Below are 25411 nucleotides of genomic sequence, written 5' to 3' on the forward strand. Positions count from 1 at the left end.
CCTGCCCCGAGGAGCGCGGGGTGCTCAGCCCGCGAGCACCCCGCGCACGAACGCGTTGGTGAACTTCCCCGCCGGGTCCAGCGCCCCGGTCAGCGCCCCGAAGTCGGCCAGCCGCGGGTACAGCGCACGCAGCTCGCCCGCCGGGACGGTGAACACCTTCCCCCAGTGCGGGCGGGCCGCGAACGGGGCGAGCGCCTCTTCCAGCCGCCGCACCACCGGCAGCACCGCCGCCGTGTCCTCGACCCAGGTGAAGTGCGCGGCCACGGTGTCCCGCCCGTAGGCCGGGCTCAGCCACTGCGCGTCGGCGGCGACCGTGCGGATCTCGCAGGTCTGCAGCACCGGCGCGAGCGTCTCCCGTATCGCGTCCATCGCGTGCAGGGCGGCCAGGGCGTGCTCCCGGGGCATCAGGTACTCCGACTGCAACTCGGCACCGCTGCTCGGCGTGAACTCCGCGCGGAAGTGCGGCAGCCGCTCGTGCCAGGGCCCCGGCACCCCGAACTGCTCCGTGCAGTTGACCGCGGGCATGCCCGGCACCGGATGCGTCTTCTCGGCGGCGGCTTCCGCGTACGGGAAACCGTCCAGCGGCTGGTCGGTGCGCCGCTTCAGCCACACCTGCCGGAAACCGGGCGCCCGCCAGTCGGTGAACAGGCTCACGCTGTACGCCGCCGCCATCACCGTCTCGAACGTCGCCGTGTCCAGCCCGGCCAGCGGCAGCTCGGTGAAGACGTGCTGCGCCACCTCGTAGGCCGGCTCCAGGTCGAGTGTGAGCGAGGTCACCACGCCCAGCGCGCCGAGCGAGGTCACCGCCCCGCCGAACCGCTCCTCGCCCCGCGCGATCACCACGGTCGAACCGTCCGCGGTGACCAGCTCCACCTCGCGCACCACCGAGGCCAGCGAACCGTTGCGCACCCCGGAGCCGTGCGTTCCGGTCGCCACCGACCCGGCGACCGAGATGTGCGGCAGCGAGGCCATGTTCGGCAGCGCCAGGCCCCGCGCGTGCACCACCCGGGCCAGCTCGGCGTACCGCACACCGCCGCCGACCCGCACCGTACGGGCGGCCGTGTCCACGTCCACCACGGACGGCAGGCCCGCCAGCGACAGCAAGGCGCCCCCGTCGCCCGGCTCGGCGATCTCGTTGAAGGAGTGCCCGCTGCCCAGCACCCGCACCCCGGCGCTGTCCGCCACCAGGGCCCGCAGCGCGTCCAGGGAGCGCGGCCGCAGCAGTTCCTTCGCCGTGTACGTGATGTTGCCGGCCCAGTTGGTGACCGTGATGTCGCTCATAGCGCGGAAACCTACCCGGCACGCCTGGAGGGGCCCCGGGCGGGAAGCCTCTCCCGCGGGGGCATACCGTGAGAAGTCGAACGCCGGACCCGGGAGGAGACACGGGATGGACAGCCGTACCGCGCTGGTCGAGGATCTGATGGAGCGGTTCCCGCACGTACCGCGCGAGGCCGTCTTCAAGGAGGACCTGCTGCGCGGCGGCGTCGCCTTCGACCCCTCCGCACTCAGCGACAACGAGTCCGGCGAGGTCAAGCCGAAGTCGTACTTCATCTTCTCCTTCGACCACGGCACCCTGCCCGAGCTGGGCGAGGCCGCCCTGCGCCGCCCGCCCGAGGAGATCATCCTCACCGGCGGCCCCTACGACCTGCGCCGCACCGTCGTCTCGGTCCGCGTGAACCCGGCCTCCCCTTACCGGGTGGCGGCCGACGAGCACAACCAGCTCGGCCTCTACCTCGACGGCAAGCGCATCGCCGACGTCGGCGTGCCGCCCATGCCCGAGTACTACCGGCACAAGCTCTCCAACGGGAAGTCGGTCATGGAGGTGGCCCCGACCATCCAGTGGGGCTACCTGATCTACCTGACCGCGTTCCGCGTCTGCCAGTACTTCGGCGCCAAGGAGGAGTGCCAGTACTGCGACATCAACCACAACTGGCGCCAGCACAAGGCCGCCGGGCGGCCGTACACCGGAGTGAAGGACGTCGACGAGGTCCTCGAAGCGCTGGAGATCATCGACAAGTACGACACCGCCAAGATCTCCACCGCGTACACGCTCACCGGCGGCGCGATCACGTCGAAGGTCCAGGGCCTGGACGAGGCCGACTTCTACGGGCGGTACGCCAAGGCCATCGAGGAGTACTTCCCCGGCCGCTGGATCGGCAAGGTCGTCGCCCAGGCCCTGCCCAAGCCGGACGTCCAGCGCTTCAAGGACTACGGCGTGCAGATCTACCACCCCAACTTCGAGGTGTGGGACGAGTACCTGTTCAAGATGTACTGCCCCGGCAAGGAGCGCTACGTCGGCCGCGACGAGTGGCACCGGCGCATCCTGGACTCCACCGAGGTCTTCGGCGCGCGCAACGTCATCCCCAACTTCGTCGCGGGCGTGGAGATGGCCGAGCCCTTCGGCTTCAAGACCGTCGACGAGGCCATCGCGTCCACCACCGAGGGCCTGCGCTTCTTCATGTCGCACGGCATCACGCCCCGCTTCACCACCTGGTGCCCCGAGCCCACCACCCCGCTGGGCAAGACCAACCCCGACGGCGCCCCGCTGGAGTACCACATCCGCCTGCTCCAGGCCTACCGCCAGACCATGGAGGACTACGGCCTCTCCTCGCCCCCCGGCTACGGCCCGCCCGGCGCCGGCAACGCGGTCTTCTCCGTCAGCTCCTTCATGGACAGCCTGCCGGAGGACGCGCCGGTCGAGGTGTGAGCGGACGGTCCGTGGTTAATCGGTGGCGCGGCCCTCGGGCGCGCGACTAGGGTGACCGATGTCCGAGCGGCGGCCCCAGCGGCCGCCGACAGGGGTCTTTTTCGAGGAGGTGTCGACCAATGGCTGTCACTGTGACGGGCGCTGCCCGCATCCAGGAGTCCATCGAGTCCACCTCCGCGGCCACCGGCTGATCTCAGCCGCTCCCTGAGTCCTCGCGCCGGGGCCGCACCCTGAAGGGTCACCCCTTGAGTTCCACGTCTTCCAACCCCACCCACTCCACCCTGTCCTCCTACGGCTGGGACGACGCCTGGGCCGACGCGTTCGCCCCCTGCGCCGCCGAAGGGCTGCTGCCCGGCCGGGTCGTGCGGGTCGACCGCGGGCAGTGCGACGTCGTCACCGTGGACGGCGTCGTGCGCGCCGACACCGCGTTCGTCACGCCGCACGACCCCCTGCGGGTCGTCTGCACCGGCGACTGGGTCGCCGTCGACCCCGAGGGCGGCAGCCCGCGCTACGTACGGACGTATCTGCCGCGCCGTACCGCCTTCGTGCGCTCCACCTCGTCCAAGCGGTCCGAGGGGCAGATCCTCGCGGCCAACGTCGACCACGCGATCGTCGCCGTGTCGCTCGCGGCCGAGCTGGACCTCGCCCGGATCGAACGGTTCCTCGCCCTCGCCTGGGAGTCCGGGGCGCAGCCCGTGGTCGTCCTCACCAAGGCCGACCTCGTGCCCGACCCGGTGACCCTGGCGTACCTCGTCCAGGACGTGGAGACCGCCGCGCCCGGCGTGCCGGTGCTGCCCGTCAGCGCCGAGCAGGGGGAGGGGCTCGACGTGCTCGGCGCCGTCGTCTCCGGCGGCACCGCCGTGCTGCTCGGACAGTCCGGCGCCGGCAAGTCCACCCTCGCCAACGCGCTGCTCGGCGAGGACGTCATGGGCGTCCAGGCCATCCGCGACGTCGACGGCAAGGGACGGCACACCACCACCACCCGCAACCTCCTCGCCCTGCCCGGCGGGGGAGTACTGATCGACACCCCCGGGCTGCGGGGCGTCGGACTGTGGGACGCGGGCAGCGGCGTGGACCAGGTGTTCGCCGAGATCGCGGAGCTGGCCGAGGAGTGCCGGTTCCACGACTGCGCCCACGAGAGCGAGCCGGGCTGCGCCGTCCTCGCCGCGCTCGGCAGTGGCGAGCTGCCGGAGCGGCGGCTGGAGAGCTACCGCAAGCTGATGCGGGAGAACCAGCGCATCGTCGCCAAGACCGACGCCCGGCTGCGGGCCGAGATGCGCAAGGAGTGGAAGCGCCGGGACGCCATGGGCAAGGCGGCCATGGAGGCCAAGCGGGGCGGCCTGCGGTAGCCCGGCGGCCACCCCAACGCGATGTCCGATTTCCGCCAGCCCGGTCCGCCGGGCCGGCGGAGACTGGAGAGCGTGACACAGACAGCCGAGCATGAGAAGACGCGCGAGGACGTCCGGTACGAGGCCGTGCGGAGCCGGGACGCCCGGTTCGACGGCGCGTTCTTCTTCGCCGTCGAGACGACCGGCATCTACTGCCGGCCCAGCTGCCCCGCGGTCACACCGAAGCGGCGCAACGTGCGGTTCTTCGCGACGGCCGCCGCCGCGCAGGGCTCGGGCTTCCGGGCCTGCCGGCGGTGCCGTCCCGACGCCGTGCCGGGCTCCGCCGACTGGAACGTCCGCGCCGACGTCGTCGGCCGGGCCATGCGGCTGATCGGCGACGGGGTCGTGGACCGGGAGGGCGTCGCCGGACTCGCCGGACGGCTCGGCTACAGCGCCCGCCAGGTGCAGCGGCAGCTCACCGCCGAGGTGGGCGCCGGACCCGTGGCCCTCGCCCGCGCCCAGCGGGCGCACACCGCGCGGGTCCTGCTGCAGACCACCGTCCTGCCGGTCACCGAGATCGCCTTCGCGTCGGGGTTCGCCAGCGTGCGGCAGTTCAACGACACCGTCCGGGCCGTGTACGCGGCCACCCCGAGCGAGCTGCGCGCCGCCGCCCCGGCCCGCGACCGGGCCGCCCGGCGCACGGCCACCCCCTCCGCCGGCGTCCCGCTGCGCCTGGCCCACCGCGGCCCCTACCAGGCCGGCCCCGTCTTCGACCTGCTCCAACGGGAGGCCGTCACCGGCGTCGAGGAGGTGAGCGGCGAGACCGGCCGCCGCCTCTACCGGCGCACCCTGCGCCTGCCGTACGGCACCGGGATCGTCGCCGTCCAGGAACGGCCGGGCCGGGCGGGCACCGGCAGCGCGGGCTGGCTCGACGCCCGCCTCCACCTCACCGACCTGCGCGACCTGACCACCTCGGTACAGCGGCTGCGGCGGCTGTTCGACCTCGACGCCGACCCGTACGCCGTCGACGAGCGGCTCGGCGCCGACCCCCGGCTCGCCCCGCTGGTCGCCGCCCGCCCCGGGCTGCGCTCACCGGGCACCGCCGACCCCGAGGAACTGGCGGTGCGTGCCCTGGTGGGGCGCACGGAGGCCGGGCGGCTCGTCCAGCGGTACGGCAAGGTGCTCGACGCGCCCTGCGGCACCCTCACCCACCTCTTCCCCGAACCGGCCGTCCTCGCCGGGGCCGCGCCGCACGGCACCCCGGGCGCGCTCGCCGCCGCCCTCGCCGACGGCGCCGTACGCCTGGACCCCGGCGCCGACCGGGACGACGCCGAGCGCGCGCTGCTCGCCGTGCCCGGACTGGACGCCCGTACGGCCGCCGTCGTGCGCACCCGCGCCCTCGGCGACCCGGACGTCGCGCCGCCCGGTCCCACCGTCCCCGACACCTGGCGCCCCTGGCGCTCGTACGCACTGAACCACCTGCGCGCAGCAGGAGAGTGGGAGAACGACCGATGAACACGACCACGACCATGCCGACGACCACGAGCATCGCCGCCGAGACGTACTGGTACGAGGTCGGCAGTTCCGTCGGGCCGCTGCTTCTCACCGCCGGCTCCGACGGCGCGCTCACCTCCCTGTCCGTGCCCGGGCAGAAGGGCGGCCGCAGCGTCCGGGACGGGTGGCGGCACGACGCCGGGCCCTTCCGGGCGGCCGAGGAACAGCTCGGCGCCTACTTCGCCGGGGAGCTGACCGAGTTCTCGCTGCCGCTGCGCGCGGAGGGCACCGCCTTCCGGGAGCGCGTGTGGGCCGCCCTGGACGACGTGCCCTACGGCGCGACCACGACGTACGGCGAGATCGCCGCGCGCATCGGGGCGTCGCGGCCCGCGGTACGCGCCGTCGGGGGCGCGATCGGCGCGAATCCGCTGCTGATCCTGCGCCCCTGCCACCGGGTGATCGGCGCCGACGGCTCCCTGACCGGATACGCGGGCGGGCTGGAACGCAAGACGCGGCTGCTGTCGCTGGAGGGCGCCCCGCTCAGCCGGCCAGCACCGCTCCGAGCCACGCCCCGGTGATCAGCAGGCAGGCGAACAGCTCGGTCAGCAGGTCGGCGCCGCCTTGGCGCATCGCCGTCCGCAGCGACGCCATCGCCTCGCCGGGCCGGCCCAGCCGCAGCCGCTCGGCGAGGTAGATGCCGCCCATGAAGCCGGGGATCGCGCCGAGCACCGGGACCAGGACGAAGCCGACGACGGCGCCCGCGCCCGCGTACGCCGTCAGCCGGCGCATCGCCTCGTCCCGGCGTTTCCTGCGGGTCGGCAGCGCCCAGCGCACCGCCCGGGACAGCAGGAGCACGCCGGTGGCGCCGACCAGCACCGCCCACGCGAGCGGCCGCGGATCCTTCAGCGCCCACCACAGCACCCCGGCCCACACCAGCCACGATCCCGGCACGCCGGGCAGCAGGATGCCGCACAGCCCGAGCAGAATGACCAGGCCGGCCAGCAGGAGGTCCCACGCTCCCATCTGTCCAGGGTGCAGGAGCTGGGCCCGGTCCGCAGAAGTCCGGCCCGGCGGGCGGGGTCTCCTCAGTGCTTTCTGGCCACCCAGTCCCTTTCATAGGCGTGCCAGCCCAGCTGGAGCCGGGTGGTGACCCCGGTCAGCTCCATCAGGCGTTTCACCCGTCGCTGCACGGTCCTGAGGCCCAGGTCGAGCTGCTTGGCCACGCTCGCGTCGGTCAGCCCGGCGAGCAGCAGGGAGAGAATCTCCAGATCGGTGCCGTCAGGGCCGTCGGGGGCCTGCTCGGTCACGCCGGAGGCACCCAGACGCAGCGGGAGGGCGTCCCGCCACACGGCCTCGAACAGGCCCGACAGCAGTTCGAGCAGACCGCTGGCGTGCACCACCAGCGCGGCGGGCTCCGAGGAGCGCGCGGTGAGCGGGACCAGGGCGAGGGAGCGGTCGGCCACGATCAGCTTGGTCGGCACCCGGTCCACGACCCGGACCTGCTCGTCGCGGCCCAGCGCGGCGGTCAGCTCGGTGATGCCGGTCGGCAGGTCGAGGACCGACCGCTCGACCACCACCCGGTAGCGGACACCGCGCCCGGTGGCCTGCTCCTCCGCGTCGTTCTCCATGCCGGTCACGGCCACCGGCTTGTCGGTGACCAGCGCGCACACCTCCTCGCTCGCGCCGAGCTGGAGCTGGAGGAAGCGCTGGGCGACGGCCCCGGCGCCGGTCACCACCTCCACCAGGTCGTGCACCGCGGGCTCGGCCGCCGCCGCCCGGTACTCCTCCGCCAGCAGCGCCGCCGCCAGCTCCGCCCGCTCCAGCTCGTGCCGCTGCTGGGTGAGCAGGGCGCCCAGCGCGACGCCCGGCGGGGCCGCGACCCAGCGTCCCGGGCGGGCCGAGGACTGGGCGGCGAGCCCGTTCTGCTCCAGCCGGCGCAGCGCGCGCTCGGTGTCCCCCTCGCCGAGCGCCAGCCGCCTGGCCAGATCCGGTACGTCGGCCGCGCCCACCGACACCAGCGCCCGGTACGCCGCCTCGTGCGTGTCCTCCAGCCCCAGCACTCCCAGCATCGGGCGTCGCCCCTCCCCGGAATCGTGATCATCTCCGCCGGCGGGGACGTCCGTGGCGGGAAACGGCCACGGCGTAAACCCGCCCGCGGACATCATCGCCGTACCGCCGGTCACCGGGTAGACCGCCCGGATGACCGGGTAGGGTGTGCGGCGTGCGTTGTGAGAACCAAGCGCGTACACCGTGCCGATCGAGAACCAAGACGGCACATGCACCACCTCTGCTTTGCCCTACCAAACCGGGCTGGTTTCAACCCGGCTGGTGTTGATCGTGTAAGAGCTGCTGGTCGCTGGCCCGCAGCCGACGTGAGCCAGGAATCCCCCTGCTTCAGCAGGGGGAGGATTCAATCTGCCAAGGTGGCGTCGCCGGGCGGTCCTCCCGTGGGGGGTGGGGCCGCCCGGCCACCCCACCTCGGAGAACCGTTCGACGCGTCCCCCGACACGCCGCCCGGCGCACGCCGGTCCGCCCCGAATTTCCCGATGCCCCGTTTTCATCCGGCCCCATCGGTGGACAATCAGGAGCATGAGTCAGCAGGGGGGAAGGCCCACCGGTCCCGCCGGTCCCACCGGTCCCACCGGACCTGAGGACGACTGGTGGGGGCAGCTGTACGACGACTCCACCGACGACACCGGCCCCACGGCCGCACCCGATTCCCTGGACGACCGCTTCGCCTCGGCCTCGGACACGCTGGCCCGCGGACCGGCGGCCCCGGGCCACGGCGAGCCGACGCACCCGGCGCACCCGGCGCACCCGGCGCCACCACCGTCCCCCACCGCGCCCGGACCGGGACGGCCCTGGTGGTCCAGGACCCCGCCCGCCGCCGTCCCCGGCCCCCGCACCGGGGACGGCGGTCCCCCGCGGGCTGCCGGACCGTCCCGGCCCGTGGCTCCCTGGGAGCCTCCGTCCGCGGCATCCGCCGCTCCGAGGAGCTTTCCGGCCGGGAGTCCCGACCCCGGCGACACGGGCGCGCCAGACGCGCCGGGGCCCACGCCCGCCGGAACTCCGCCGCCGGGTGACTCGTCGGGTCCCGCGTCGCCGGGGGCGGGGTCGGTGTGGTCGGGGGGCGGGCAGTCCGGTCCTGTGCCGCCCACCGCGTCCGGTGCCGGGCGGGCCGGTCCCGTGTCGTCTCCGGCGTCCGGTGCCGGGCGGGCCGGTCCCGTGTCGTCTCCGGCGTCCGGTGCCGGGCGGGCCGGTCCGGTGTCGTCTCCGGCGTCCGGTGCCGGGCGGGCCGGTCCGGTGTCGTCTCCGGCGTCCGGTGCCGGGCGGGCCGGTCCGGTGTCGTTCCCGGTGTCCGGTGCCGGGCGGCCTCCCGCGCCGAGGCGGCCGGATCCGCGTGGGCCGACCACGTCCGGGTCCGGGGCCGCCGACCTCAGGGAGCCGCCCGAGGCGGTTCCGCCGACCCCGACCGTGTCCGACCTGCCGCCGCTTCCGCCGCCCTTCCTCCCCTCGTCGCAGGCCGACCGCGACTACGTCGGCAGCGGGCCGCCCACCTACGACGCCGAGCCCACCGTGCTGCCGCCCGCCGATCCCGACGGCCTCGACGGGCTGGTCCCGGACACCGTGCTGGAGGGCGCCCGGTACGGGACGTGCACGCTGCGGGCCGTCTCCGTGCGCGGGGACTCCGCGCGGTACCGGGGGGAGCCGCGGCGCGACGCGCTGCTCGTCGCCCGGTTCGGCGCCGGCGAGCAGGCGCTGGTCCTGGTGGCGATGGCGACCGGCGCCCGTGCCACCGCCGGGGCGCACCGGGCGGCGGCCGAGGTGTGCCGGTGGATCGGACGGGCCGTGGGCCGCAGCCACGCCCGGCTCGCCGAGGACCTGCGGGCCGCCCGGCGCGGCGACCTGAAGTCCGGCCTGCACCGCCTCACCGACCGCAGCCTCGGCCGGCTCCGGGCCGGTGCCGCCGAACAGGGCCTGGCCCCGGACGAGTACGCGGCCACCCTGCGCTGCCTGCTGCTGCCCGCCGACCCCGGGTGCCGCACGCGGGTGTTCTTCGGCGTCGGCGCGGGCGGACTGCTCCGGCTGCGCGACGGCGCCTGGCAGGACATGGAGCCGGACGCCGGTGACGTCACCGGAGAGCCCGTCCTCGGCTTCGGCTCCGCGCCCCACGACGCGCCGCGCGACGCACCCCGCGACGCGCCGAGCGAGGCGCCCGAGGGCGACCGGCTCACCATGGACCTCGGCATCACCGCGCCCCCGGGCCCGTACGAGGGCCCGCCCGCCGGGCCGCCCCGCGAGCCGTTCCGTGAGCCGTTCCGTTTCCGGGCCTCCGTAGCCCGCCCGGGTGATGTGCTCCTGATGTGCACCGCGGGCCTCGCCGAGCCGCTGCTCAGCGAGCCCGATCTGGGCGAACTCCTCGCCCGGCGATGGGCGGGCCGCCCGGCACCCGGACCGGTGGAGTTCCTCGCGGACAGCGGCGTACGGGTCAAGGGATACGCGGACGACCGTACGGCCGCCGCCGTTTGGGAGGCGTGAGACCGCTCGCTGTGGCATAGCTGGACCCATGGCCAAACAGAACGTCGCGGAACAGTTCGTCGACATCCTCACCCGCGCCGGGGTCCAGCGCCTCTACGGAGTGGTCGGGGACAGCCTCAACCCGATCGTGGACGCCGTGCGCCGCCACTCCGGCATCGAATGGGTGCACGTGCGGCACGAGGAGACCGCCGCCTTCGCCGCCGGGGCGGAGGCCCAGATCACCGGGAAGCTGGCCGCGTGCGCGGGCTCCTGCGGCCCAGGCAACCTGCACCTCATCAACGGGCTCTACGACGCCCACCGCTCCATGGCCCCCGTCCTCGCCCTCGCCTCCCAGATCCCGTCCAGCGAGATCGGGCTCGGCTTCTTCCAGGAGACCCACCCCGACCAGCTGTTCCGCGAGTGCAGTCACTACAGCGAGCTGATCTCCAGCCCGAAGCAGATGCCCCGGCTGCTGCAGACCGCCATCCAGCACGCCGTCGGCCAGGGCGGCGTCAGCGTCGTCTCGCTGCCCGGCGACATCGCCGACGAGCCCGCCCCCGAGAAGGCCGCCGAGACGGCGCTCGTCACCTCCCGGCCCACCGTCCGGCCCGGCGACGAGGAGATCGACCGGCTGGTCCGGATGATCGACGACGCCGACAGGGTCACCCTGTTCTGCGGCAGCGGCACCGCGGGCGCGCACGCCGAGGTCATGGAGTTCGCCGGGAAGCTCAAGGCACCGGTCGGGCACGCCCTGCGGGGCAAGGAGTTCATCCAGTACGACAACCCGTACGACGTCGGCATGAGCGGACTGCTCGGCTACGGCGCCGCCTACGAGGCCACCCACGAGTGCGACCTGCTGCTCCTCATCGGCACTGACTTCCCGTACAACGCCTTCCTCCCGGACGATGTGAAGATCGCCCAGATCGACGTGCGGCCCGAGCACCTGGGACGGCGCTCCAAGCTGGACCTCGCGGTGTGGGGCGACGCGCGGGAGACGCTGCGCTGCCTGATCCCGCGGGTCAAGGAGAAGAAGAGCCGCCGCTTCCTGGACCGGATGCTGAAGAAGCACGCCGACGCGCTGGAGGGCGTCGTCAAGGCGTACACCCGCAAGGTCGACAAGCACGTCCCGATCCACCCCGAGTACGTGGCCGCCCTGCTGGACGAGATGGCCGACGACGACGCGGTGTTCACCGTCGACACCGGGATGTGCAACGTCTGGGCGGCCCGCTACATCTCGCCCAACGGACGCCGCCGCATCATCGGTTCCTTCTCCCACGGTTCGATGGCGAACGCGCTGCCGATGGCGATCGGCGCCCAGTTCACCGACCGGCGCCGACAGGTCGTGTCGATGTCCGGCGACGGCGGGTTCACCATGCTGATGGGCGACTTCCTCACCCTCGTCCAGCACGACCTCCCGGTGAAGGTCGTCCTCTTCAACAACTCCTCGCTCGGCATGGTGGAGTTGGAGATGCTCGTCGCGGGCCTGCCCTCGCACGGGGTGGCCAACAAGAACCCCGACTTCGCCGCCGTCGCCGAGGCCTGCGGTGTCTTCGGCGTCCGGGTGGAGAAGCCCAAGGACCTGGCCGGGGCGCTGAAGGCGGCGTTCAAGCACAAGGGCCCCGCCCTCGTCGACGTCGTCACCGACCCCAACGCCCTGTCCATCCCGCCGAAGATCAGCGCCGACATGGTCACCGGCTTCGCCCTGTCCGCCTCGAAGATCGTCCTGGACGGCGGGGTCGGACGCATGGTCCAGATGGCCCGTTCCAACCTGCGCAACGTCCCCCGCCCGTGACCGGACGGACGACCCGGCCGAAACCCGATGACTGCCGGGGGCCCGAACGGGCAAGGCTTTCCCCGTGAAGATGTTCGACCGGAGCGGGACAGACAGGGGGAGACGACATCAGCGCGCCGACGGGGGACATGAAGGAGCAGGCGGTGCCACAGCTCAGGCGGCGGCTCGGCCGGGCGGACCTGCGGGCGGTGCCCGAGGCCCGGCGGGCGCTGCGTGAGCTGCTGCGGCACTGGGGCGGGCCCGGCCAGTCGGAGGTCGCGGAGCTGCTCGCCAGCGAGCTGGTCACCAACGCGCTCGTGCACACCGACGAGGGCGCCGTCCTGACCGCGACGGTCGGGCCGCGCGCCCTGCGGGTCGAGGTACGGGACTTCGTGGGCCCAGCGAGGCAGCCCCGGCCGTGCGCACCGCAGCGGGAGGAGAGCACCAACGGCAGAGGGCTGGTCCTGGTCGAGTCGCTCGCCGACGACTGGGGCGTACAGCCCTGCGAGGTGGGCAAGTCGGTCTGGTTCGAACTGGGCGCGGAGGCGGACGCGGGCGCGGAAGCGGCCTGAGGCGCCGGGGAGACCGGCGCCTCAGGCCATCGGCATCGGAGACGGTGCGCGCTCGGCTCAGCCGAACTGCTGCTCCAGATCCTTGAGCTTGCGCTCCAGGGAGTCCAGGCGGGGCAGGGCCTGGGTGTCGTCCTCCGCGGTGAGGTCGACGGTCTCCACGGACATCTGCTCAGACCCGCTCCGCACGGGCTGCAGGGAGGGCCGCCGGCTCGCCGGGGGCAGTTGCTCCTGGGTCGATATGGCAGGCTCCGCGGTGGCGCGTTCCGAGCCCCGCTCGACCTGCTGCACCTCGACCTCGACCTGACGGCCGCCGCGCCCGGGGAAGCCGCGGTGGCCGTGGCCCCGGCTGATCGCCTTGAGCTGCGCCCGCTCCAGCCGCTCCTGCTCGCGCCGCCGGAGCTTCTTCTCCTCCTTCTGGCGCCGGTCGTCGCGCACCTCCTCGACCGCCTCGTCCAGGCTGCGCACGCCCTCCAGGAGCATCAGCGACCAGGCGCGGTACGTCTCGCGGGGGGCGCGCAGCCAGCGGACCATGCGGATCTGCGGCAGCGGACGCGGCACCAGACCCTGCTCGCGCAGGGCGGCCCGGCGGGTCTGCTTCAGGGCCCGGTCGAACAGCACCGCCGCCGACAGGGACATGCCCGCGAAGAAGTGCGGGGCACCCGCGTGCCCCAGGCCGCGCGGCGCGTGCACCCAGTTGAACCAGGCCGCGGCGAAGGCGAAGGCCCACACGAGTATCCGTGAGCCGAGCGCCGCGTCACCGTGGCTGGCCTCGCGCACCGCGAGGACGGAGCAGAACATCGCCGCACCGTCGAGCCCGAACGGGACCAGGTACTGCCAGCCGTCGCTCAGGCCGAGGTTCTGCTCGCCGAAGCCGACCAGACCGTGGAAGGAGAGCGCCGCGGCGACCGCGGCACAGCAGAAGAGCAGGACGTAGGAGAAGGTGCCGTAGAGGGCCTCCTTGCGCCTGCGGCGCTCCTCCATGCGCTCCCACGAGTCGTCCGCGCCCGCGTCCTTCCCCGAGGAACGCCTGCCGCGCGCGAGCACCGCCACCGCCGCCAGCATGCCCAGGAGCAGCACGGCGCCCGGAAGCAGCCAGTTCAGCGATATGTCGGTCAATCTCATCTGGGGTCCCTTGCAGTGGGATAGGGCGTAACGCCCGCCATGGTGGCCCAAACCCAGCGGCCCTCAGGGGGTTTCGGGGCAAGAGGCCGCCAAGGGAGTGCAGAGGGGGTGCCCAGGGCGGCGTTCTGCTCGAACTGCCGCGTGAGGGGCGGGAGTTGAGTTCGATTAAGACTACCCGTACGGGTGGTTCCACGGAAAGTTCCCGCCACGTGTGGGGGAGTTGTGGAACAACGCGGACGATCTTAGCTGACGGCCGTTCAGCCCGCCGCGGCGAGCAGCTTGCCGACGCGGTCGGCGTCGCAGGTCCGCGGGCAGGTGGCGCAGGTGTCCTCGGGGCGCAGGGTGTAGAACATGCAGCAGCTCGCCCGGTCCCGGGTGTGCAGCGGTTCGCCGTCCGGCCCCTTCAGCTCACGGAACGCCGCGTCCCCGACGTACGGCCTGGTCGCGCCCGGCATCAGCAGGTCCAGCTCGCGCCGGGCCCGCTCCTGCTCGCCGAGCAGGTGGGCGACGTACCACAGACCCTCGACGACCTCGTCGGTCGCCATCCCCCACAGGGCACGTCCGCGCCGCCGCATCCGGGGGCCGAATCCGGCCAGGACCGGCTCCAGGTGCTCGGCGACCGAGGCCCGCACCTCGCCGCGCAGCGCCTCCTCGTCGGCGACCACCCGGGCGCCGGGCAGAGCGGCGGCGGGGTCGCCGGGGAGGCAGGCGAACGATGCGGCACGCACCGCCATCCGGCCGAGCGGGAGCCCGGCGGCCGTGCGGTCGTAGGAGACGTGGGCCGCGGGGTGGCGGGGCACCCGGCGGTGCAGGAACCACGGCACGGTGATCAGCAGGCAGGCGGGCCACGCGTACCGGTGCAGGCCGAAGCTCGCGATCACGTCCGGCCGGGCCCGCTGTCCGTAGTCCCGCAGTACCTGGGCCTCGTCCCAGGCGAGAAAGCCCGCCAGCTCCGTTCCTCCCGCGGCGAGGGAGGCGGCCGTGACCCAGCCGTCGCCGCTCGGGACCTCGTCGGCCGCGGCCAGTTCGGTCACGCCCAGCCCGGGGAGGACCTCGGACAGGCGCGCGTAGGCGTCCGTGAGGGCCGTGCGGGCGACAGGCATACGGGACCACCGATCCACGTCGGGAGAACGGGCTGCTTAAAGGTAAGCCTTACCTTACCCAATATGTTCGAGATTTGAACTGACGGCCCCTGCGCTTATGGTGCTTGACGGACAGGTGACAACCCGCCGTAATGACCCCAAGTACCGACACGTCCCGCAGGAGGACCCGTGAAGCACAGCGCGCAGGGCGCCGCAAGAACGGGTGCGGGTGCGGGAACGGGTGCGGCGGCCGAAGCGGTGCGGATCCCGGTGCAGCCGGGAGCGGCGGACAGGGCGCGGGACCGGGCCCCCGGCGGTGCGGAGCCGGACGGCCCGGCACGCGGCGAGCACACCCACGGCGAACCGCCGGTGCCCCGCCCCCGGCCCCTCGTCCAGCGTTCCTCCGTGCGCGGGCAGATCCTCGACGCCCTGCGCTCCGCGCTGGTCACCGGTGAACTGCGGCCCGGCGAGGTCTACTCGGCACCGGTGCTCGGCGAGCGGTTCGGCGTCTCGGCCACACCCGTGCGGGAGGCCATGCAGCAGCTCGCCCTGGAGGGCGCCGTCGAGGTCGTCCCCAACCGGGGCTTCCGCGTCCTGGAACGCGGTGACCGCGAGCTGGCCGAACTGGCCGAGGTCCGGGCCCTGATCGAGGTCCCGGTGTGGCTCCGGCTGGCCCGTACGGTGCCCGCGGAGCACTGGGCGGAGCTGCGTCCCCTCGCCGAGGCCACGGTCCGGGCCGCGTCCTCCGGCAGCCCGGCCACCTACGCCGAGGCCGACCGCGCCTTCCACCGCGCCGTGCTCGCGCTGGCCGGCAACGAACAGCTCGTCCGGATCGCAGGTGACGCGCACCGCCGCGCCCAGTGGCCGCCGGCCGGCTCGCCCTCCGTGCGCGGCCGGGCCGACCTGGTCGCCGACGCGCACCAGCACACCGCGCTGCTGGACGCGCTGATCGCCGGCGACCCGGCCGCGGTGCGGGCCCTGATCGGGGACCACTTCACGGCCACGCCGTGAGTCGGAGGCCCGGGCAGAGCGCCCTCCGCCCGGAGGCCCGGGCAGAGCGCCCTCCGCCCGGACGCCCGGGTCGGGCGCCCGGACCGGACGGGCCTCGGGTGGGACGGGCCTCGGGTGGGATGTGCCTCGGGCCGGTCGTCTGCCGGGCACGACCTGGGCCGGGTTCCCGAGCGGGTGTGCCTGGGCCGCGTTTCCGGGCGGGTGTGCCTGGGCCGGGTTTCCGCACGGGTGTGCCTGAGCCGGGCTCTCGGGCGGGTGTCCCTGGGCCGGGTTTCCGGGCGGGTGTGCCTGGGCCGGGTTCCCAGGCCGGTGTCCCTGCGCCGGGTTTCCGGGCGGGTGTCCCTGCGCCGGGTTCCCGGACCGGTGTCCCTGAGTCGGGTTTCCGCACGGGTGTCCCTGGGTCGGGTTTCCGCACGGGTGTCCCTGAGTCGGGTTTCCGCACGGGTGTCCCTGAGTCGGGCTCTCGGGCGGGTGTCCCTGGGCCGGGTTCCCGGACCGGCGCGCCCTGGGCCGGGTTTCCGCACGGGTGTCCCTGAGCCGGGCTCCCGGACCGGTGTCCCTGAGCCGGGCTCTCGGGCGGGTGTCCCTGGGCCGGGTTTCCGGACCGGCGTGCCCTGGGTCGCGTGTGTCCCGGGCCGTGCGTGTCCTGGGTCCGGGCGCCCTCGGGTGAGGGGGCCCGGACCTGGCGCCCGTCGCTACCGGGCCTCCTGCCGTTCCGTGCGGCTCGTGGGGACCCGCTTCTCGGACTTCCCCGTGGCGCGGGCGCGGCCGCCCTTGCGGCGCCCGGGGCGGGAGCCGGTGTCGCGGTTGTGCAGTTCGATGGCCAGGGGAGAGGCGGTGAAGACCGACGAGTACGTGCCGACCCCCACGCCGATCAGCAGCGCGAGCGCGAAGTCGGTGAGCGAGTCGTCGGCCAGGACCGCCAGCGAGGCCAGGATGAGCACCGCGCCCATGCCGGTGTTGACCGTGCGCGGCAGGGTCTGCAGGATCGCGTCGTTGGTGAGCCGGTCGAACGGTGTCTTGCGCTCCTTGCCCAGCAGTTCCCGGATGCGGTCGAAGAGCACCACCGAGTCGTTGACCGAGTAGCCGATCACGGTCAGCAGCGCCGCCAGGAACACCCCGTCGATCGGCTTGCCCAGCCAGGCGAACACACCGACCAGAATGACCACGTCGTGGGCGAGCGCGCCGACCGCCGCCGTGCCGAACAGCAGGCGGAACCGGACCGCCAGGTACGCCAGCTGCGCGGCCAGCGCCAGGCCGAGGGCGATCAGGGCGTCCCGGCGCAGCTCCTCGCCCAGGCTCGGGCCGATCAGCTCGTCGCGGACCTTCTCCGTCTCGCCGCCCAGTTCGGCGACGGCCTCCGTGACGGTCGCCGCCTCGGCGTCGGTCAGCTCCTCCGTGCGCACCGTGAGGTCGCCGTCGCCGGAGGACTGGACGACGGCGCGCGGGAAGCCCGCGTCGGCCAGGGCGTCCCGCGCCCGGTCGGGATCGACGTGGGTGGCGGTGGAGTACTCGATGAGCCGACCGCCGGTGAACTCGATGCCGAAGTTCAGGCCCCGCACCAGGATGCCGGAGCCCGCCACCACGAGGACGATCAGCGAGGCCGCCAGCCAGCGGCGCGGCCGGCGCATCAGGAACGGGTTGCGACGCAGCAGGGCGTCCCGGACCGGGCCCGTCGACGAGATGCCGGTGATGCGGGGGCGGCGGTAGACCGACGGGCGGCTCGCGGCGAACTCGGCCAGCACCCGGGTGATCACCAGGGCGCTGACCATCGAGGCCAGCACACCGATGCCGAGCGTGACGCCGAAGCCCTTGACCGGACCGGAGGCCAGGAAGAACAGCAGGGCGGCGGCGATCAGCGTGGTGACGTTGGAGTCGGCGATCGCGCTGAAGGCGCTGCGGAAACCGGCGGTCAGCGCGGAGCGCGTACTGGGACGGGTCCGGGCCGCCTGTTCCTCGCGGGCCCGCTCGAAGACGAGGACGTTGGCGTCCACCGCCATGCCGATCGCCAGCACGAAGCCCGCGAGGCCCGGCAGGGTCAGGGTCGCGCCGACCGCGGCCAGGGCGGCGTAGGAGATCAGGCCGTAGCAGAGCAGGGCCACCGTCGCGAGGGCGCCCATCAGCCGGTAGACGACGATGATGAACAGCGCGGTCAGCGCGGTGCCGATGACGGCGGCCCAGGCGCCGGCCGAGATGGCCTCGTCGCCCAGGGTGGCGCCGATGGTGCGCTGCTCGATCGTCTCCACCGGCACGGGCAGGGCGCCGCCCTTGACGAGCAGCGCCAGCTCGCGGGCCTCGGCGTCGTCGAAGGAGCCGGTGATCTGCGTGGAGCCGCCGGTGATGCCCGCCCCGCAGGCCACGGAGGGGTCGACCTGCGGCGAGGAGATGATCTTGTCGTCGAGCACGATGGCGACCCGGCGCTGGGGATCACCGGCCGGATGGCAGGCCGCCTCGCCGGTCACCTGGGCCCACCGGTCGCTGCCGGCGTCCTTGAAGTCGACGGTGACGTGCCAGCCCGCGCCGTTCTGCTGGTCGAAGCGGGCGTCGGCGCCCTTGACGTCCTGCCCGGTCAGCGTGGCGTCCTTCAGCCGCAGCGACTGCCCGGACTCGTCCGGCAGCACCCGCTCGCCGTCCGCACCGTCCTTGGCCGCCGTCCCGTCGGCCCCGTCCCCGGGGCTCTCGGCCGGGCCGAGCACCGAGTGGACGGTGAGCTGCGCGGTGCGGCCGAGCACGTCGGCGGCCTTCTTCGGGTCCTGTACGCCCGGCAGCTCGACGACGACCCGGTTCTCGCCGGAGCGGACGATGGTCGGCTCGGCGACACCGAGGGCGTCGATGCGGCCGCGCAGCACCTCCACGGTGCGGTCGGTGGCCTCCCGGTCTGCCTTGGTGGTCTCGGTGGACTTGGTCTCCAGGACGATCTGGGTGCCGCCGCGCAGGTCGAGCCCCAGGCGGACCGGCATGGTCAGGGCGATGGACACGGCCCCGGCCATCACGGCCAGCGCGACGAGCGCGCGGACGTTCAGGGAACGGGACCGCGTACGGGACCGCGTACGGGACCGGGAGCGGGAAGGGGGACGGGAGCGTTTCAAGACGGGCCTCCGGCGGGCACGCCGCGGCGGCGGCCGAGCGCGGCCGCGGCGGAAGAAGGTGCGGGGAAGGAGTGGTGCCTCAGGTGCCGGAGGGGACGGGTGGCGCCCGGCCGCTGTCGTGGCTCGCGCGGCCGGGGGAGACCGGCACCGGGCCGGGCGCGAACGACGTCCGTGCGTGGCCGCCGGGGGCGGCGCCGCCCCCGAGGTGCGCGGTGGTCGCCGGGTGCTGGTCCGGTGCCGCCGGACGACCGGCCGGCTGGTCGTGCCGGGCCCGGGGCTGGGCGGCGCAGACCGGCGTGCAGCCGTCGTCGGCGTGGAGGTCGAGGGCCGGGTGCGGCACGGCCGTGGCGGCGGCCGCCGTGAGGGGACCGCTCGGACCGACGTGCGCACCGGCCGCGGGCCAGGCCGGGACCAGGGGCAGCAGGACGGTCAGCAGGACGGTGAGCACGCTCGCGAGCCGTCGTCGCATGCACCGTCCCCTTTCGTGGTGGATGAGCGGGCCTGGCGGGTGGAGGAGCCCGGGGCTCCGGCCGGGGAGTGGGCGGCCAGAGCCACGGGCGGTCCGGGGGACCGTCAGGGCTCGATGAGCCCGGCGCGGATGGCGTACCGGGTCAGCTCCAGGCGGTCGCGCAGGCCGAGCTTCTGCAGCAGGTTCGCCCGGTGCCGCTGGACGGTCTTGATACTGATGAAGAGGATCTCGGCGATCTCCTTCGAGGAGTGGCCCTCGGCGACGAGCTTGAGGACCTCCTCCTCGCGCGGGGTGAGGATGTGGTCGGAGGTCTCCTCGCCGTGCCGCACCCGGTCGAGGTAGTTGCGGATGAGCGCGGTCACCGCGCCCGGGTACAGGAAGGGCTCGTCGCGCATCGCGGCGCGGCAGGCGGCGACCAGGTCCCGGTCGGCGACCGACTTGAGCACGTATCCGCAGGCCCCCGACTTCAGCGCCTGGAACAGGTACTGCTCGTTGTCGTGCATCGTCAGCATCAGGATGCGCAGCCCCGGCTTCAGCGCGGCCAGTTCGCGGGCCGCCTGGAGGCCGGTGAGGCGCGGCATCGCGATGTCCAGGACCGCGAGGTCGGCCTCGTGCGCCCGCGCCATGTCGATGGCCTCCGCGCCGTCCCCGGCCTCGGCCACCACCTCCAGGTCCGGCTCCCGGTCGAGGATGAGGCGCACACCGCGGCGCACCAGCGCGTGGTCGTCGGCGAGCAGGATGCGGATCTTCGAGGGGGCGGACGCCGGGGGCGTGCCGTACGCGGACGTCGTGGACGCGGACGTCGCGGACGAGGGCGTCGCGGACGCGTCGGCGTGGCGGCCGTGCGCGGACGACGGCTCGGACGGCTCGGGCAGGGACGGGTCGGACATGGTCGGTGCTACTTCCTGGGAAGGGGTGCGGTGAGCCGGATGCGGGTGCCGGCGCCGGGTGCCGACGTGATGTCGAGGGCGGCCCCGATGAGCAGGGCCCGTTCCCGCATGCCGCGGATGCCGGCGCCCTCGTGCGCCGCCTCGATGCCGCGCCCGTCGTCGGCGACGGTGAGCGTCACCGCGCCCTCGGCGCGGGCCAGGCCCACCTCCAGGCGCTCGGCGTCCGCGTGGCGGGCGGCGTTGGTCAGGCTCTCCTGCGCCACCCGGTACAGGACCAGCTCGGTCTCGTGGTCCAGGACCGGCAGGTCGGCGTCGAAACGGCGCACCACCCGCAGCCCGGTGTGGGTGGCGAAGTCGTGCGTGAGCGAGGACAGCGCGCTGATCAGACCGAGGTCGTCCAGGACGCCGGGCCGCAGCCGGCGCACCAGGCGGCGGACCTCGTCCAGGCTCTCCCGGGTGATCTCCTGAGCCTGGTGCAGCTCGTCGCGCAGCGGCTCCTCGGCGTCGTCCGCGGCACGCCCCAGGACCAGCAGGATCGCGGTCATGCTCTGCCCGACCTCGTCGTGCAGCTCCTGGGCGATGCGGCGCCGCTCCGCCTCCTGGGCGAGCAGGACGCGGGCACTGCTGGTGGCCCGCTCGTTCTCCAGGCGGTCCAGCATGGCGTTGAAGGTGCGGATCAGCTCCGGGACCTCACCGCCGCCGGAGATCGGCAGCCGCTGGCCGGGGCGCAGCAGGTCGACGGTGGTCATCAGCCTGGTGAGCCGCTCCAGCGGCGCCAGGCCCCAGCGCAGCAGGGCGCCGTTGGCCACCAGCATGACGCCCATGCCGACCACCAGGACGACGGCCTCGGTCAGCAGGATCGGCACGGAGACGGTCACCGGAGCCCACAGCAGCAGCGCCGTGGCGAAGCCCAGCACCACCGCGTTGAGCCCGAAGATCCGCCAGAACAGGGACACCGGGGGTACGCCTCCTTCGGCGACGTGTCGACTTGGATACGCCTCTACTGTCGGTCATCGCGCACCCTCGGTGGGAGCTGCGGCCCAGGTAGCGACCGAGCAAGCGACCAGCGTGCTCCTCGCGGGCCCGTCCGGTCGATGGGGCCCGACCCCCATTTCCGGTCCGCGGCATACCCATATGGCCGCCCCGGCGCACCGCCGAGTGGATCCCGCGCCCCCGGGCAAATGGGTCCTGCGCCCGATGGGTTTCCCCGGGCGGCCCGGCCAGGGTTGAGGCTGACCGGGTCCGATCGGCCCGGCACTCGGCATACCCGCAGCACCTTCCGAGAAAAGGACCACTCATCGTGTCGCTCGACGCCTCCCGCATCGAACCCCGCCCCGAGCGGCTGACCGCTCACGAGGCGCGCCAGCGCCTCGAACACGCCCGCAACACCCGCGTCACCCAGTTGCAGGCCCTCGCCGAGAGCGGCCAGGCGGACGATCAGCTGATGTCCGCGCAGAAGGCCGCGATCGAGCGGGTGCTCAAGGAGATCGACGAGGCCTTCGCCCGGGTCGAGGACGGCACCTACGGCGCCTGCCTGGGCTGCGGCAAGCCCGTACCGGGGGAGCGCCTGGAGATCCTTCCCTACACGCGGTACTGCGTGGCCTGCCAGCGCCGCGCCGCCGCCTGACGCCCCGTCCCACCGTCCCACCGTCCCCGTCCAGTACCGTCCCTCCCGCCCTGCCCAAGGGGTGAAGTGGTGAACAACCAGATCATCGGCGACCGCGACCGCGACACGCGTCTGTCGCCCCTGTCGCCCGAGGACCTCGCCGCGCTCCGGGACAACCTCCGGGAGCAACGGCTGTTCCGCGAGGAGCAGCTGCGGCAGATCGCGGCGTACCCGTCCCGCACCGACGAGCCGATCCGGCGGCGGTCCGCCGCGCAGACCGAGGTCCGGGTCAAGCTGGCGGCCTCCGCACGCATGGTCCTCGCCGACGTGGAAGCGGCGCTCGACCGCATCGCCGAGGGCCGCTACGGCCACTGTCATCTGTGCCGGCGCGCCATCGACCGCGAGCGCCTGACGATCGTGCCGCAGGCCCGCTACTGCGCCCGCTGCCAGCAGGTGCGGGAGGCCGGACGATGACCGTGCTCCGGCGGCCCCGGGCCGCCCTGTCCCGGCACCGGCCCTGGCCGCTGTGCCGGCGGTGCGGCGGCGTCGCCCTCGACATGGGCAGCGCCCGGACCCGCGCCTGGGTCGCCGGGCGCGGCATGATCCTCGACGTGCCGACGGTGACCTTCCCCGGCGCGGGCGCGGTGTACCCCATCCAGCGCGGCTCCATCGTCGACACCCAGGGCACGGCCCGGATGCTCGACCGGCTGCTGGGTCACCGGCTGCCCCGCTTCGCCCGCCCGGTGGTCGTGGTGACCGCGCCGGTCCTCGACGGGCTGGCCTACCGGACCGAGGCCCGTACGGCCGTGGAGGTGCTGCGCCCGCGCACGGTGCTGACCGTGCCCAGCGCGCGGGCCGTGGCCCTCGCGGCGGGGGCCGACCTGACCCGGCCGCTGCTCGTGATGGACATCGGCGCCCATCTCACGGAGGTGGTGCTGCTCGTGGACGGCGCCGTCTTCGACGCCCGCCGCGCGGCGCTCGGCACGGGGGACATCGACGACGCGACCCCGTCCGCGCGGATCGGCGAGGCGCTGGCCGACATGACGACCTCGATGCTGCGCCAGGACGGCACGTCCCTCACGCTCGACGCGCTCGCGCGGGGGCCGCTGCTGGCGGGCGGGGGTGCGCTGCGCCCCGAGATCACCTGCCGGCTCGCCGACCGCCTGCACGTGCCGCTGCGCGCGGTCCCCGCACCGCACACGGCGGCCGTCCGCGGCGCCGCGAAGCTCCTGGAGGCCGCCCACACCCACCCGCCGACCACCGGCACGGACCCCCCGGACAACCCCCCGCATTGATCCGGTACCGCGCCGGTGCCGGGGCCGCCGGTCCGTCTTCCGGTGCGGCGGGGGCGGGCTGCGTGCCGAGGGTGTCGGTCGTTCGTCCGGGAGGGGAGTGGCTTCGCCGGTGGTGTCGCTCGCTCGGTTGCGGTGCCGGGTTCGTGCGGGGTGGAGGTCCGTTTCCTGGTGGGGCGGGGGCCTGGGTGTTGTGGTTTCGGTCGTTCGTCCGGGAGGGGAGTGGCTTCGCCGGTGGTGTCGCTCGCTCGGTTGCGGTGCCGGGTCCGTCCGGGGCGCGGGTCTGTTTCCTGGTGCGGCGGGGGCGGGCTGGGTGCCGAGGGTGTCGGTCGTTCGTCCGTGGGACGGGGTTGGCGCCGCCGGAGGGTTCACTCGCACCACTCCGGTGCCGGGCAGGCCCTGGTCCGGCGGAGCGCGGGCCCGGCACTTCGGCGCCCGGTCACCCGCCCCAGGAGACAGGCGCCGCCAGTACCGGCCGCCGCACGGAAAACGATTGCCGGAACCGGTTCCGGGGCCACGGCACCGGCACGGGCGTGGGACGCCGGCCGTCGGGCCCAACCCGGAGGCTCCGGCGTCCACCACACGTCGGGCACCGCTCGCCCCGGCCCGCCGGACCGGAAACACCGCACCCAACTTCTCCCGGAAGCCGCCCTCGTTACCCGATCCCCGTCCGCGTACCTGCCCCGCCTGCTCCCGTCCCGCGTCCTCGTCCCCGTCCCGTTCCCGATCCGTCCCCCGTCCCCGTCCCCGTCCTCGCACCCCCGCCCCCGCCCCTTCCCCCGTCCCGCGTCCCCCTTCGTACGGTCGGCGTCCCCCTTCGTACGGTCGGCGTCCGCCCCGGTGTCGGTCGTGACCCGTATCTCAGCGGGGGGGGGGGATCGTGCGACCCGACCGACCCGACAACCGCCCCGTTCCAGGAAGGAGGCACCCCGTGGCCGGAGAGATCCCTCAGGCCCAGCCGCCGCCCGCCGTTCCCGAGCCCGGCGCCGAGCGCGGACGGTACCCGTATGTCCTGCTGTGGCGCTGGCGGCGCAACCCGTTGCGGCGGCCGAGCGACCGGCTGCGGGCCTGGGTCTCGCTCGGGCTCGTGCTCGCCGTGCTGGTGGCGGCCCCGGCCGCGATGTTCGGGGTCGGCGACAGCGCGTACCGGCACTACCGGAGCACCGCCGAGCACGAGGCGCGTACCCGGGACCACCGCCCCGCGGTGCTGACCCACGACGCCCCGCGCCATCCCGAGCCGGGCTCGGACGAGGCGAAGAAGACCCGCTACCCGGTCCCGGTCCGCTTCACCGGCCCCGACGGGGCGAGCAGGACCGGGAGGACCGAGGTCGAACCGGGACTGCCGGCGGACAGCACGGTCCTGGTCTGGGTCGACGACGCGGGCCGGATCACCGAGCCGCCGCTGACCGCGGAGCAGATCCGCAGCCGCACCATGGGCTGGGCGATCCTCGCCTTCCTCGGCGTCGTCGTCACCGGCCTCGCCGCGCACGCCGCCACCGGCCTCGTGCTGCACCGGCGCAACCTCGCCCAGTGGGACGCGGCCTGGGCCAACACCGCCCCGCGCTGGAGCAGACACCCGTGACGCCCGTCCGGGCGCGGGTCCCTCACGCCGTCGCCGCCCCCGCCGCCGGCGGCGCCAACTGCCGCGCCAGCCACGTCGGTACGCCGCCCAGCAGCCGGAACAGCCGCCGCGCCTCCTCCCGCAGCCGGGACGCCTCCGGCTCCGACTCGGCGTCCGCCAGCGAGGCCAGCGCCGGGGCCGTGCCGACGAGGTACCCCAGCTCCTCGCGGATCCGCAGCGACTCCGCGAAACCGTGCCGCGCCTCGGCCAGTTCCCCCTCCCGCAGGGCGAGTCCGGCCAGATGCCGCCAGGTGAAGGACTGGAGCAGCGGGTCGGCGTGCGCGGTGGCACCGGCGTGGGCCCGCCGGTACGCCGCGCGGGCGGCCTGCGGCGAGCGGGTCAGGTTCTCCGCGAGCAGCCCCCGCCGGAAGTCCAGCAGCGCCCGCCCCCCGGCCCCCGGCGCGATCAGCGCCGCCGCCCGCCCCAGCGCGGCCCGCGCCTCGTCGGCCCGGTCGCGCACGCCGTGCACCGTGGCGGCGTAGGCGAGCTGCCCCCGTTCGCACGCGGCGGCCCCGCGCTCGTCGTCGGTGTGCGCCAGGGCCTCCGCGGTGCGCAGCGCGTCCTCCGCCTCGGCCCAGCCCTGCTCCGTGTACAGGCACCGCTCCACCAGCAGCGCGGTCCGCTGCAAGGCGGTGTCCGCGGTGACCGGCTCCAGCAGGGCCGCCGCGTCGGACCAGCAGCCGCGCGAGCGCAACCGCCATACCGCGGTCTGGAGCGGATCGTCACCTTCGGTCGTTCCCCAGCCAGAACCAGCCATGGCGGAATGCGCCACGTCGCCCTCCCCTTAGCACGCCATCGAGCTCTCGAGTGGTGGCCGCATCTCAGCACGGATCCGGCGG

22 protein-coding genes are annotated in these 25411 nt (G+C 74.4%); 12 read left to right on the top strand and 10 right to left on the bottom strand.

Going from position 1 to position 25411, the window contains the following annotated elements:
• Positions 1–24: 24 nt before the first annotated feature.
• The gene (gene aldO / locus ACFV9J_RS27695; RefSeq protein WP_385358329.1) at positions 25–1281 is read right to left on the bottom strand and encodes an alditol oxidase; all 1257 of its coding nucleotides are present in this window, start codon (positions 1279–1281) and stop codon (positions 25–27) included.
• A gap of 106 nt (positions 1282–1387) precedes the next feature.
• Between aldO and ACFV9J_RS27700 the strand changes: the two genes are divergently transcribed.
• From ACFV9J_RS27700 to ACFV9J_RS27715, 4 genes are all read left to right on the top strand, one after another.
• A complete protein-coding gene (locus ACFV9J_RS27700) occupies positions 1388–2707 on the top strand; it encodes a radical SAM protein (RefSeq protein ID WP_385358333.1) in 1320 nt (439 codons plus the stop codon).
• Between the two features lie 245 nt (positions 2708–2952).
• Positions 2953–4056, top strand: coding sequence for a ribosome small subunit-dependent GTPase A (gene rsgA / locus ACFV9J_RS27705; RefSeq protein ID WP_385358336.1), 1104 nt, complete (start codon positions 2953–2955; stop codon positions 4054–4056).
• Positions 4057–4077: 21 nt separating this feature from the next.
• A complete protein-coding gene (locus tag ACFV9J_RS27710; protein ID WP_385358339.1) occupies positions 4078–5550 on the top strand; it encodes a DNA-3-methyladenine glycosylase 2 family protein in 1473 nt (490 codons plus the stop codon).
• On the top strand, positions 5547–6107 hold the full coding sequence (locus ACFV9J_RS27715) for a methylated-DNA--[protein]-cysteine S-methyltransferase (protein WP_385358342.1): 561 nt from the start codon (positions 5547–5549) through the stop codon (positions 6105–6107). The genes ACFV9J_RS27710 and ACFV9J_RS27715 overlap by 4 nt, the downstream gene beginning before the upstream one ends.
• Here the strand turns inward: ACFV9J_RS27715 and ACFV9J_RS27720 are convergent.
• Positions 6070–6552: a DUF456 domain-containing protein gene (locus ACFV9J_RS27720; protein WP_385358345.1), complete on the bottom strand. Its 483-nt coding sequence runs from the start codon at positions 6550–6552 to the stop codon at positions 6070–6072. The two genes, ACFV9J_RS27715 and ACFV9J_RS27720, sit on opposite strands and share 38 nt — an antisense overlap.
• A 62-nt stretch (positions 6553–6614) precedes the next feature.
• Positions 6615–7598: a helix-turn-helix domain-containing protein gene (locus ACFV9J_RS27725; RefSeq protein WP_385358348.1), complete on the bottom strand. Its 984-nt coding sequence runs from the start codon at positions 7596–7598 to the stop codon at positions 6615–6617.
• A 1405-nt stretch (positions 7599–9003) separates the two neighbouring features.
• On the opposite strand from ACFV9J_RS27725, the gene ACFV9J_RS27730 reads away from it, so the two are divergent.
• The 3 genes from ACFV9J_RS27730 to ACFV9J_RS27740 all read left to right on the top strand — a co-directional run bounded on the left by ACFV9J_RS27730 (position 9004) and on the right by ACFV9J_RS27740 (position 12390).
• Complete coding sequence (locus ACFV9J_RS27730; protein WP_385358351.1) at positions 9004–10068, top strand: protein phosphatase 2C domain-containing protein; 1065 nt, start codon at positions 9004–9006, stop codon at positions 10066–10068.
• 28 nt (positions 10069–10096) lie between these two features.
• The gene (locus ACFV9J_RS27735) at positions 10097–11839 is read left to right on the top strand and encodes a pyruvate dehydrogenase (RefSeq protein WP_385358354.1); all 1743 of its coding nucleotides are present in this window, start codon (positions 10097–10099) and stop codon (positions 11837–11839) included.
• Between the two features lie 143 nt (positions 11840–11982).
• Complete coding sequence (locus tag ACFV9J_RS27740) at positions 11983–12390, top strand: ATP-binding protein (protein WP_385358357.1); 408 nt, start codon at positions 11983–11985, stop codon at positions 12388–12390.
• A gap of 57 nt (positions 12391–12447) precedes the next feature.
• Here ACFV9J_RS27740 and ACFV9J_RS27745 read toward each other — a convergent pair whose 3' ends face one another.
• Together ACFV9J_RS27745 and ACFV9J_RS27750 are read right to left on the bottom strand one after the other, a co-directional pair.
• Complete coding sequence (locus tag ACFV9J_RS27745; RefSeq protein WP_385358359.1) at positions 12448–13512, bottom strand: DUF2637 domain-containing protein; 1065 nt, start codon at positions 13510–13512, stop codon at positions 12448–12450.
• 257 nt (positions 13513–13769) lie between these two features.
• Complete coding sequence (locus ACFV9J_RS27750) at positions 13770–14615, bottom strand: (2Fe-2S)-binding protein (RefSeq protein ID WP_385358362.1); 846 nt, start codon at positions 14613–14615, stop codon at positions 13770–13772.
• A gap of 168 nt (positions 14616–14783) precedes the next feature.
• Between ACFV9J_RS27750 and ACFV9J_RS27755 the strand changes: the two genes are divergently transcribed.
• Positions 14784–15605 (top strand): GntR family transcriptional regulator, encoded by an 822-nt coding sequence (locus ACFV9J_RS27755; protein ID WP_385358364.1) that lies wholly within the window; start codon positions 14784–14786, stop codon positions 15603–15605.
• A 695-nt stretch (positions 15606–16300) separates the two neighbouring features.
• Here ACFV9J_RS27755 and secD read toward each other — a convergent pair.
• The 4 genes from secD to ACFV9J_RS27775 form a co-directional block, all read right to left on the bottom strand.
• Positions 16301–18694 carry a protein translocase subunit SecD gene (secD, locus tag ACFV9J_RS27760; protein WP_385358367.1) on the bottom strand — a complete coding sequence of 798 codons (2394 nt, stop codon included), beginning with the start codon at positions 18692–18694 and terminating at the stop codon, positions 16301–16303.
• A 79-nt stretch (positions 18695–18773) separates the two neighbouring features.
• Positions 18774–19163: a hypothetical protein gene (locus tag ACFV9J_RS27765; RefSeq protein ID WP_385358369.1), complete on the bottom strand. Its 390-nt coding sequence runs from the start codon at positions 19161–19163 to the stop codon at positions 18774–18776.
• Between the two features lie 104 nt (positions 19164–19267).
• Positions 19268–20053 carry a response regulator gene (locus ACFV9J_RS27770; protein ID WP_385358371.1) on the bottom strand — a complete coding sequence of 262 codons (786 nt, stop codon included), beginning with the start codon at positions 20051–20053 and terminating at the stop codon, positions 19268–19270.
• A gap of 8 nt (positions 20054–20061) precedes the next feature.
• The gene (locus ACFV9J_RS27775; protein WP_385358373.1) at positions 20062–21009 is read right to left on the bottom strand and encodes a HAMP domain-containing sensor histidine kinase; all 948 of its coding nucleotides are present in this window, start codon (positions 21007–21009) and stop codon (positions 20062–20064) included.
• A 344-nt stretch (positions 21010–21353) separates the two neighbouring features.
• Between ACFV9J_RS27775 and ACFV9J_RS27780 the strand changes: the two genes are divergently transcribed.
• The 4 genes from ACFV9J_RS27780 to ACFV9J_RS27795 all read left to right on the top strand — a co-directional run bounded on the left by ACFV9J_RS27780 (position 21354) and on the right by ACFV9J_RS27795 (position 24533).
• A complete protein-coding gene (locus ACFV9J_RS27780; RefSeq protein ID WP_109029625.1) occupies positions 21354–21680 on the top strand; it encodes a TraR/DksA C4-type zinc finger protein in 327 nt (108 codons plus the stop codon).
• 66 nt (positions 21681–21746) lie between these two features.
• A complete protein-coding gene (locus ACFV9J_RS27785) occupies positions 21747–22133 on the top strand; it encodes a TraR/DksA family transcriptional regulator (RefSeq protein WP_385358375.1) in 387 nt (128 codons plus the stop codon).
• Positions 22130–22954 (top strand): rod shape-determining protein, encoded by an 825-nt coding sequence (locus tag ACFV9J_RS27790; protein WP_385358377.1) that lies wholly within the window; start codon positions 22130–22132, stop codon positions 22952–22954. Before ACFV9J_RS27785 ends, ACFV9J_RS27790 begins: the two co-directional genes overlap by 4 nt.
• A 928-nt stretch (positions 22955–23882) precedes the next feature.
• Positions 23883–24533 carry a hypothetical protein gene (locus tag ACFV9J_RS27795; protein WP_385358379.1) on the top strand — a complete coding sequence of 217 codons (651 nt, stop codon included), beginning with the start codon at positions 23883–23885 and terminating at the stop codon, positions 24531–24533.
• A 22-nt stretch (positions 24534–24555) separates the two neighbouring features.
• Here ACFV9J_RS27795 and ACFV9J_RS27800 read toward each other — a convergent pair whose 3' ends face one another.
• Entirely contained in the window at positions 24556–25344 is a 789-nt protein-coding gene (locus tag ACFV9J_RS27800; RefSeq protein WP_030178984.1) for a hypothetical protein, read from the bottom strand.
• Positions 25345–25411: the final 67 nt, after the last annotated feature.

It is taken from the genome of Streptomyces sp. NPDC059906 (assembly GCF_042730645.1).
GTDB lineage: Bacteria > Actinomycetota > Actinomycetes > Streptomycetales > Streptomycetaceae > Streptomyces > Streptomyces rubrogriseus.